Genomic DNA, 9,553 nt, shown 5'->3' on the forward strand with positions numbered 1-9,553 from the left:
TCATAGTGCCAATGTTCAACGCCGAACGCACGATCGGTGCGACTTTGGCCAGTATCTGTCGGCAGACCCATCAGGCGCTGGACATCATCGTTGTCGATGACGGTTCGTCGGACAGTTCGGCATCAATCGTGGCGGATTATGGAAAACAGGATCGCCGGATCCGGATCCTTCAGCAGTCCAACGGCGGTGTCGCCGTGGCACGCAACAACGGTGCGGCTGCGACCGACGCGGAGTTTCTGGCCTTTGTCGATGCTGACGATCTATGGGCTCCGTCCAAGATCGCCCTTCAGTGGGAAGCCCTCGAGAAGGGCGGCCCGTCGGCGGGATTGGCCTATTGCTGGTTCGCCCTTATCGACGAGGATAGCCGTGTCTTCTCGCTGCACAACCGGCCGACCGCTGAAGGAGATGTGCTCCAACAAATGTGCAGAAACAATTTCGTGGGGAATGGCAGCTCGATGCTCATGCGTCGTTCCGCATTCGAAAAGGCCGGGCAGTTCGAACCCTCCTTGAGGGCGCGTCACGCCCAAGGCTGCGAAGACCTGCTGATTTGTCTCAGAATTGCGGAGCATTACGAATTTCGCGTCGTACCGCAACACCTTGTGGGCTACCGCATGACAAACACGAACATGTCGAGCGATGTCATGCAGATGCTTCGTTCGTGTGAAATCGTTCTCGACGAATTTCGGGAAAAATATCCCCGCCATGGTACCGACCTCGACGCCCATCTGGTCGAGATGATCCGCTGGCTCGCAGTGAGAGGTTTTGTCGGCGGGCGATTTTTCGATGGCTGTGATCTGTTGAGACGATTCTTGGCATTGGAGCCACGCCTGGCGATTTCGAGCCTGCCGAACATGCTGGACATGTATTGCCGAGCCAGGCTGGTTCCTGACTGGATCAAGGCTCGCTGGAAGCGGTTGCGAAACAAGAACGCCAATTTCCGGCCTCTCTACATGGAGACGGCCTGGTGATGTTGATCGCGCCCCTTTTTTCGCGATTGCGACGGCTTTTCCACCTGGCAGCAGCACCGGCCTGGGCTGGACCGACCATCGTGGGGCTCGGGCTGGCCGCGGCGGTCCTCGAGGGGGTCGGGCTCTTCCTTTTCATTCCTCTCATTCAGAGCCTCGGCGCTTTGGCGCCGCAGCCTGGCAGATGGCAGGCGATTTTTGGCCGGCTTCTGGCACCGATCCCAGAACACCATTTGACAGCGTTCCTGGTCGGCGTTCTGTGCGTCAGCATCCTCCTCAAGAATGCCGTCCATCTCATCAATACCTGGGTGACCCGGTATATAGACGGCCTGGTCGCGCATCGATTGCGAGCCAGGGTCTTCGACCAGACCATAAGTTCCTGCATCGACTACAGGGTCGAAAACAAGCGTTCGGACATCATCACGACGATCGCCAACAACACCTGGAAGGTCAGTCAGGGGCTGAGCCTCGCCTACCGATTGATGATCTGCTTCTGCACATTCGTCGTCTTTGTCCTGCTGATGCTGCTGATTTCCATCCGGCTGACCTTTTTCTCGCTGATGTTTCTGCTTTTTGGCGCCATGGCCATTCGCTTGGCCACGCGCCGCGCCGACGAGACCGGTAAAGCCGTCGTCGAGGAAAACAAGCAGTTCGGTCTCAGGATGTGGGAGAGCATCAACGCACTCCAGTTGATCCGGGCTTTCGCCCAGGAAGACTATGAACGCAGTCGCTTTGTGCAGACTTCGGATACTGTGCGGCGACGTCTCTTGAAACTCGACATGCTATGGGCGACCCCCGGGCCGGTCTCGGAAATCTCGATCACAGTCCTGATCGGCGCCCTCGTTCTCCTGGCCCAGTCGGCAGACATAGGCATTGCTGCATTGGCCGCGTTTTTATCGCTGCTCTACCGTCTTCAAGGTCCAACCCGGGAACTGCTGCAGTCGAAGATCGCGCTGGATGGTCTCGCCGGCAGCATCGACGACGTCGACGATTTTCTGCGCAGGACGGAAAAGCCCTTTCTCACTCACGGGTCTCTGGCGGCGGTTGCGCTCACGAAAGCCGTCGAGTTCAGGAACGTCTCCTTCCGCTACGACTCCGGCGAGGCGCTGGCCCTGCAGGACGTCTCCTTCAGCATTCCCGCAGGCAAGACCACGGCGATCGTGGGAGAGTCGGGGGCAGGCAAATCAACTATAATGGCGCTGCTTTTTCGTTTTATGGATCCAACATCCGGCGAGGTTCTCGCAGATGGCGCGCCCCTCTCCGAATTCGATCTCCGCAGTTGGCGAAGGCGCCTGTCGCTCATGTCGCAGGAAGTCCATCTCTTCAACGACACGATCGCGGCCAATATCGCCTATGGCGACCTCGAGGCCGGCAGTGCGGAGATACGCAAAGCTGCCGAGATCGCCAAGGCGGACGATTTCATCCGACTGCTTCCGGATGGCTACGAGACGCGGATAGGCGACCAGGGGATGCGTCTTTCGGGCGGCCAAAGGCAGCGCATCGCGCTCGCGCGAACAATACTTCGCAACCCCGATATTCTGCTGCTGGACGAGGCGACAAACGCGCTCGACGCCGAGACTGAACAGGCATTCCAGCTCGCACTCGATGAGTATTCGCATAACCGCACCGTTGTCGTGATCGCTCACCGCCTTTCGACCATTCAAGCCGCCGACCAGATTATCGTGATGGCGAAGGGGCGCGTCATCGAGGCCGGCTCGCCGGACGAGCTCTTCAAGCGGCAAGGTCATTTTTCCAGGCTCCATGGGTTTCAGAATGGTCGCGCCGCCAGGGTGGAAATTAGAGGATGAACTACAAACTTGCTGACATCGAGCTGACGGAACCCTTGGCGCCGATCGAACTCTCCGCCGGGCAGAACGGGCTCGGCCTCATCGCCCGGTGGCAGGGCCGACTGATCGGATTCGAAATGGTCGAGCTATCAGACGGATCGGTGATGACGATCGAGAGGCTGAAAACTCTTGCCGACGAGCGTTTTGCCGGACGCATCCTCGTTGCAAAGCTGCAAGAGGAGTTAAGACAACGGCAGCCGATGGGGGAGGCTGCGGCGCTGCCGAGCCTCAGCATCGCAATCTGCACTAAGGACCGCGCGCAGCGTCTTTCCCGGCTGCTAGGCTCGCTTGATCGGGTTCGGGCCGAATCCGCCTTCCAGTTCGTCGAAATCCTCGTGGTCGACAATGCCTCGGTGGATACGGCCACGCGCGACGCCGTCGCAGGTTTCAGGGACGTCCGCTATGTTTTCGAAACGAAGGCGGGGCTGGATTTTGCCCGCAACGCGGCCCTTCATGCGGCCAGGGGTGATATCATCGCCTATCTGGACGATGACGTGGTGGTGGACCGCAATTGGCTAACGGGTCTTGCCAAGGCCTGCCTTGAAAATCCAAATGTCGGCGGTTTCACAGGCCTGGTGCTGCCGTATCGCCTCGACACCGAGGCGCAGATCCTTTTCGAGAGGCGAGGGGGGTTTGGCCGCGGCTTTGCCCGAAGGGAGTTTCACAACGCCCGTTTCGATAATCCACTGCACCCCGTCGGGTCCGGTGTTCTCGGTGCGGGCTGCAATATGGCCTTCGACCGCGCGCTGCTGATCAAGCTTGGCGGCTTCGATGAAGCGCTCGATACGGGAGCGCCTCTGCCTGGTGGCGGCGATCTCGATATTTTTTACCGCGTGCTGCGCTCAGGCCGCCCGATGATCTACGAGCCGGAGTACGCCGTCTATCACGAGCATCGCGAAACCATTCCGCAGCTCAGGCGACAATACTGGACGTGGGGCCTCGGCATGATGGCCTTTCTCGTCAAAAGTTATCGCACCGATGATGAGATGCGCGCGCGCCATCGCGCCATGGTCCGGTGGTGGTTCTTCGACCAGTTGAAGGCGCTTGCTCGCGCTGCAAGCCGGTTTCGCGGCCATGAGCTGCGTTTCGGCATTGCTGAGCTATGGGGTGGAATCTACGGTCTTGCGGGTGAATATGACCGCTCGCGTGCTCGCATCCAGGCGATCCGGGAGCGCAACCCATGACGACAGAGCGCTTCGACGTACGGCATATCGATCTCGCCACCGCCGATACGGGCACCCACGGCGGGCCAGCGCTGTCTGTCTTCTGGTGGAAGGATCTGCCGCTTGGAACGCGTGCCTCCTTGCAGGATGAGCTGCCCTACGGAATCCCCCAATTGCGCCAATTGGCCGCCGAATACGCAGCCGCGCAACTGGAAGCGCGCAGCATCGGGCTTGGCGCACCGTTGCGAGCCACTTACGAAGGGTGGCCCAAACCCGCGCTCTCGCTTGAAGGCTCGCTCGAAGCGGAAAATCTGATCGAAAGCCTCGAAGAGTTCGCAACCACGTCTTCCGCGTCCGCACATGACATGTCTGTGGTGATCTGCACCCGCGATCGGGGTCCGGCGCTGGCCGACTGTCTTCACAGCGTGGCGGCACAGCGCAGCGCTCCGGGGGAAGTCATCGTTGTCGACAATTCCCGCGACGGCAATGCCAAGGGCGTATGCGGGCAGTTCTCAAGCGTCCGTTATATCCATGAGCCACAGGCTGGCTTGAGCCGTGCCAGAAACGCCGGAATTCGTGCAAGCCGGCTAAATATGATCGCCTTCACCGACGATGACGTCGAAGTCCATCCCGGTTGGACGGCCGAAATCGCCCGCGCTTTTGCCGACCGGGACGTTGAGGCGATAACAGGCCTGGTGCTCCCGGCACGCCTCGAGACGGCCGCGCAACGCTGCTTTCAGTTCACCATGGGCGGTTTCGGTACCACCTTCGTGCCACTCATATTCGACAGACGGTTCTTCGAAGAAACAAAGCCGAGCGGGGCGCATGTATGGAAGATCGGCGCCGGAGCCAACATGGCCTTTCAACGATCCGTATTCGAACGGGTCGGCATGTTCGACGAGCGCCTCGGCGCAGGGGCTGCAGGATGCTCCGAAGATTCCGAACTCTGGTACCGGCTTCTGGCGACTGGCGGAGCGTGCCTCTACGAACCGCGGGCCGTCGTCTTCCATCACCATCGAAGCGACTGGCCGGGGCTTAAGCGGCAGATAAGAGCCTACATGAAAGGCCATGTGGCGGCGCTTGTGGCGCAGTACGACAATTTCGGCGATCGCGGAAACATCGTGCGCATCGGTAAGCAGCTGCCGGTCTACTTCCTGAAGACCTTCGTCAAAGCACTTTTCGAGGGTCCGCCGGGCAGGCTCGGAATTTTGGCCTCAGAAGTGCAGGGATGGCTGGCAGGGCTGCCGTTTCTTCTGCGCTTCGGCTGGAGAAAGCAGCGGATAGCGACGCACGTTGCCGCTGTCGATGCGAAGGGAATAGCGAAATGATCAAGAAGGCACCGCTTGGCCGGTTCCTGGCCGGGAATCCCTATCCGAATGGCCTGACCGACGGCCTGTTCTATCGCGAGAAAATGCGCGCCATCCACCGCGTTGCCCCGACCGAGACCGGGGGCTCCGGACGAGTGTTGGAAATCGGCGGCGGTCGCAGCGGCCTCGCCAGCATCCTCTATCCGGAAGCGGAGATCGTCACGCTCGACATCGACCCGGAACTGGCCGAGCATCAGCCCTCCTGGGCGCGATCGACCTTTATTTGCGGCAATGCCTGTTCTCTGCCGTTCGACGACGACAGTTTTGACATCGTCACTCTATTCGATGTGCTAGAGCACATCGAGGATGATCGCCGAGCCGCGCAGGAGGCGTTACGAGTGGTGCGGCCCGGCGGTTATGTCCTCATCTCCACCCCCGAGGCCAAATGGCACTATCCCTATTTCCGCGTCATGAAACGCCATTGCCCCCATGAGAGCGAGTTGATGCGCGAATGGGGGCATGTCAGACGGGGGTACCGGGACCCGGAACTCGAAGCCCTTTTCGACAGGCGGCCGGAACGCCGTGCCACATTCATCAATGTCGCCACTGCTTTCTTCCATGACGTCTCGTTTTCCCGCCTCGGACGCCGCCGCCGCAAGGTTCTTTATGCGCTGGCTGCGCCCTTGACGGTCGTCGGTTATCTGATGCACCGGCCCTCCACGCCCGGCACCGAGACGGCATTCGCCTGGCGCAAATGACCGGCTATCGGACGCCGCAGGTGATCGCCCTCTTCCCGTGGGGCGACGTGATCGAGGAATTTCTTGAGCCGATTGGGCTCGAGCTTCAGGATTTCGTCGAGCGGATGACGGGAGGCTGGCTGTTCGGCTATGCCGCAGCGCTGAGCTCGGTGGGCCACAAGCCGATCATCGTCTGCGCATCCGAGCGGGTGACCAGAATTGAGCGCTACGAACATTCGGGTACAGGCACGCCGATTTGGGTCGCGCCCGCAAGGCGGTCCCGGCAAGGCCATTCTCCTGCCGCCCACAGCCTGCGGCGCTGGGCCGCGACACCGCTTGCGGCCTTCCGCGAGATCCTCACCCGCTCCCGATGCGACGTGCTGCTTGCCCAAGAATATGAATATATTCGCTTCGATGCGCTTGCATGGCTGGCGCGCAGCCTGAACGTTCCCCTCTATGCCACCTTCCAGGGCGGAGATCGCACGCTTTCCTGGATCGAGGCGGTTGCGCGACAGCTGTCCCTGCGCGCCTGCCGCGGCCTCATCGTGGCTTCTTCCGTGGAACGCGGCCGTCTCGCCAAGGCCTATCCACACATCGCGCTCGACATCGCTGACATCCCGAACCCCTTGGATACCAGGGAATGGCGGGCGATGGATCGCATGGAGGCGCGAGCAAGCCTTGGCCTGCCGCGGGATTGCTTCATTGTCCTCAATCATGGGCGCATCGATATCCGCCGCAAGGGTCTCGATACTCTCCTGAAGGCTTGGGCGAGCTTCGCCGGCGATCCAGCCAGACAGTTGATAATCATCGGCTCGGGCCAGGACAGTGAGGCGTTCGCAAAGCTCGTTCATGAAAGCGGCCTGTCGAATTTGCGCTGGCTTTCCAGTTACACGACGGACCGGCCGCTGATCCGGCGCTGGCTTTCGGCCGCGGATGCTTACGTCACGGCCTCCCGCATCGAAGGCATGCCGGTCGCGCCATTGGAGGCGATGGCCTGCGGTCTTCCCGTCATCGCCACAGACGCGCAGGGCTTGCCGGACATTCTGGCCGATGGAGAGGCCTCCGGCGGCCTGATGGTGGGGCAGGAGCGGCCGGAGGAAATTGCGCGAGCTTTGGCGAGATTGAAGGACGACAATACCCTTTGCGCACAGCTCGGTGCGGCCGCCAGGAAGCGGGTGACGGAAAAGTTCTCGACCGAAGCGGTCGGCGTCGCTCTCGATGATTTTCTAACAAAGACACTCAGGTAGGGGTCACATCCGGCTGCGATACCAAGCAAGCGCCGTGCCTATGATCGTATCGATGTCGGAATGCCTGGGCACCCATCCAAGCTCCCGCTCGGCCTTGCCGGCGGCGGCCACGAGAGCCGGCGGATCGCCGGGTCTGCGGGAACCATAAGCAACGGGAAGTTTGTGTCCGGAAACGCGGCCGACGGCGTCGACCAATTCCTTTACCGTCGTTCCGTTGCCCGTACCGAGGTTGTAGACATGCACTCCCTGGTCCCGCAACAGCTTTTCACCCCCAAGGACATGGGCGCGCGCCAGATCAGTGACGTGAATGTAGTCGCGGACGGCGGTGCCGTCACGAGTGTCGAAATCGGTGCCATTGATGGTAAAGACCCGACCCGGTTTGATCGCCGCCTCTATGGCAAGTGGAACGACATGCGTCTCTGGCTCGTGCCGTTCGCCGATCTCGCCGTCAGGGTCGCAGCCGGCTGCATTGAAATAACGCAGCATCACAGAATTGAGGCCGCGAGCACGCGAGAAATCCTCCACCATCCGCTCGATCATGAACTTCGACCATCCATAGGGATTGATCGGCCACTGCGGATGCGCCTCGTCGATCGGGCTGCGCACCGGAATGCCATAGGAAGCGCAGGTACTTGAAAAGATCAGCCTGTTGACTCCAGCCTTGAGCATTTCCTCGATGAGCACCAATGTCCCGAATGTGTTGTTCCGGTAGTAGAGTTCGGGATATTCGACGGATTCGCCGACATAGGCATAGGCGGCGAAATGCGCCACCACATCCGGTCGGTACTGACGCAGCGCTGCCGCGACTGCCTCGGCGTCGGCAATGTCACCCTCGACCAGCGGGCCCCATTTGACGGCGTCGCGCCAGCCGCGGGAGAGATTGTCGTAGGTGATGACGGACCACCCTGCCTCGGCGAAAGCCTTGCAGCAATGCGATCCGATATAACCGGCTCCGCCTGTGACAAGGACGGTCGTCATTCGGCAGCGACCGCGTGCGAACCGTCCGACGAAAGCAGGTCATCGAAATAGGCGATCGTTCTGGCAAGCCCGCCCCGCAACTGGACCTTTGGCTTCCAGCCGAGCTCACTCTTGGCGAGCCCGATGTCCGGCTGTCGTTGCCGGGGATCGTCGGTAGGGAGGGGCAGATATTTGATCTTCGATCGGCTCCCAGTCAGTTCTATGACCAGCTTGGCGAGCTCCAGCATCGTGAACTCGACCGGATTGCCAAGATTGATTGGGCCTGTGACCTCGTCGTCTGTCCCCATCAGGCGAACCAGGCCGTCGATGAGGTCGTCGACATAGCAGAACGAGCGTGTCTGCTCGCCGCTGCCATAGACCGTTATCGGCTTGTTCTCCAGCGCCTGTACGATGAAGTTGGAGATGACGCGACCGTCGTCGGGGCGCATCCTCGGACCATATGTGTTGAAGATGCGTGCCACCTTGATCCGGAGCCGGTGCTGGCGCCAATAGTCGAAGAACAGTGTCTCGGCGCAGCGCTTGCCCTCGTCGTAACAGGAGCGCGGTCCGATCGGATTCACCCGGCCCCAATAACCCTCCTGTTGGGGATGGATCTCGGGATCGCCATAGACTTCGGAGGTAGAGGCCTGGAGGATCTTTGCGCCGACCCGCTTGGCAAGCCCTAGCATGTTGATCGCGCCGTGGACGCTGGTCTTGGTCGTCTGTACCGGATCGTATTGATAGTGAACCGGGCTTGCCGGACAAGCGAGGTTGTAAATCTCGTCGACCTCTACGTATAGAGGAAATGTAATATCGTGGCGGACGATTTCGAAAGACCTGTCGTCAAGCAAATGCGCGACGTTGCTTCTGCGTCCCGTGAAAAAATTGTCTACACAAATAACCTCGTGTTTTTCCTGCAAAAGTCGTTCGCAAAGGAATGATCCGAGAAAACCTGCACCACCTGTAACTAGGATTCGCTTTGTTTGCTGCATGGCGGGTTACCTCGGAGCCAGTTCGGTGACGCTGCCGGCGGAAACCGTAGCAAGCTCCAAGGCGACGATGCCGTATTTCAGGACGCCATTCATATTCATCGACCCTCTCTACATGCGTTGCAATAGCGGTCGGATACCCCGCCGCTTCCATCGCCGGGAGGAGTCTGGTGCAGTGCAATGTATAATCTATGGCGTTAGGACCAAAGATTTTCATCTTTGGACATAGGTCCTGTTATGAGCGGGACTTTAGTCTGAGGAAGAGGAGATTCTTAACCATGCGGCCATCGCTCTTACTGGATCTTTCCGGGCGATGAGGGCGGATTTCTGCGCGTCGCATG

The 9,553-nt window shown here is 60.1% G+C and carries 8 protein-coding genes; 6 read left to right on the forward strand and 2 right to left on the reverse strand.

Annotation, left to right across the window (positions count from 1 at the left end; all coding sequences use genetic code 11):
• Positions 1 to 11 precede the first annotated feature (11 nt).
• The 6 genes from CCGE525_RS01035 to CCGE525_RS01060 are packed head-to-tail and all read left to right on the forward strand — an operon-like array spanning position 12 to position 7,266.
• Positions 12 to 968, forward strand: coding sequence for a glycosyltransferase family 2 protein (locus CCGE525_RS01035; RefSeq protein WP_245472067.1), 957 nt, complete (start codon positions 12 to 14; stop codon positions 966 to 968).
• Positions 968 to 2,773, forward strand: a complete 1,806-nt coding sequence (locus CCGE525_RS01040; protein WP_120702658.1) for an ABC transporter ATP-binding protein — start codon at positions 968 to 970, stop codon at positions 2,771 to 2,773. Before CCGE525_RS01035 ends, CCGE525_RS01040 begins: the two co-directional genes overlap by 1 nt.
• Entirely contained in the window at positions 2,770 to 3,996 is a 1,227-nt protein-coding gene (locus CCGE525_RS01045) for a glycosyltransferase family 2 protein (RefSeq protein ID WP_120702659.1), read from the forward strand. The genes CCGE525_RS01040 and CCGE525_RS01045 overlap by 4 nt, the downstream gene beginning before the upstream one ends.
• On the forward strand, positions 3,993 to 5,303 hold the full coding sequence (locus tag CCGE525_RS01050) for a glycosyltransferase family 2 protein (protein ID WP_120702660.1): 1,311 nt from the start codon (positions 3,993 to 3,995) through the stop codon (positions 5,301 to 5,303). The genes CCGE525_RS01045 and CCGE525_RS01050 overlap by 4 nt, the downstream gene beginning before the upstream one ends.
• A complete protein-coding gene (locus CCGE525_RS01055) occupies positions 5,300 to 6,040 on the forward strand; it encodes a class I SAM-dependent methyltransferase (protein WP_120702661.1) in 741 nt (246 codons plus the stop codon). Before CCGE525_RS01050 ends, CCGE525_RS01055 begins: the two co-directional genes overlap by 4 nt.
• Complete coding sequence (locus tag CCGE525_RS01060) at positions 6,037 to 7,266, forward strand: glycosyltransferase family 4 protein (RefSeq protein WP_120702662.1); 1,230 nt, start codon at positions 6,037 to 6,039, stop codon at positions 7,264 to 7,266. The genes CCGE525_RS01055 and CCGE525_RS01060 overlap by 4 nt, the downstream gene beginning before the upstream one ends.
• Positions 7,267 to 7,269: 3 nt before the next feature.
• Here CCGE525_RS01060 and galE read toward each other — a convergent pair whose 3' ends face one another.
• Positions 7,270 to 8,244, reverse strand: a complete 975-nt coding sequence (gene galE / locus CCGE525_RS01065; protein ID WP_120702663.1) for a UDP-glucose 4-epimerase GalE — start codon at positions 8,242 to 8,244, stop codon at positions 7,270 to 7,272.
• The gene (locus CCGE525_RS01070) at positions 8,241 to 9,215 is read right to left on the reverse strand and encodes a UDP-glucuronic acid decarboxylase family protein (RefSeq protein WP_120702664.1); all 975 of its coding nucleotides are present in this window, start codon (positions 9,213 to 9,215) and stop codon (positions 8,241 to 8,243) included. Before CCGE525_RS01070 ends, galE begins: the two co-directional genes overlap by 4 nt.
• Positions 9,216 to 9,553: the final 338 nt, after the last annotated feature.

Origin of the sequence: Rhizobium jaguaris, assembly GCF_003627755.1 — a bacterium.
Lineage (GTDB): Bacteria > Pseudomonadota > Alphaproteobacteria > Rhizobiales > Rhizobiaceae > Rhizobium > Rhizobium jaguaris.

Excerpts from the sequence above, each read along its gene's own strand:
- CCGE525_RS01035 (WP_245472067.1), top strand. The coding sequence starts at position 12 with ATGTTCAACGCCGAACGCACGATCGGTGCGACTTTGGCCAGTATCTGT.
- CCGE525_RS01040 (WP_120702658.1), top strand. The coding sequence starts at position 968 with ATGTTGATCGCGCCCCTTTTTTCGCGATTGCGACGGCTTTTCCACCTG.
- CCGE525_RS01045 (WP_120702659.1), top strand. The coding sequence starts at position 2,770 with ATGAACTACAAACTTGCTGACATCGAGCTGACGGAACCCTTGGCGCCG.
- CCGE525_RS01050 (WP_120702660.1), top strand. The coding sequence starts at position 3,993 with ATGACGACAGAGCGCTTCGACGTACGGCATATCGATCTCGCCACCGCC.
- CCGE525_RS01055 (WP_120702661.1), top strand. The coding sequence starts at position 5,300 with ATGATCAAGAAGGCACCGCTTGGCCGGTTCCTGGCCGGGAATCCCTAT.
- CCGE525_RS01060 (WP_120702662.1), top strand. The coding sequence starts at position 6,037 with ATGACCGGCTATCGGACGCCGCAGGTGATCGCCCTCTTCCCGTGGGGC.
- galE (WP_120702663.1), bottom strand. The coding sequence starts at position 8,244 with ATGACGACCGTCCTTGTCACAGGCGGAGCCGGTTATATCGGATCGCAT.
- CCGE525_RS01070 (WP_120702664.1), bottom strand. The coding sequence starts at position 9,215 with ATGCAGCAAACAAAGCGAATCCTAGTTACAGGTGGTGCAGGTTTTCTC.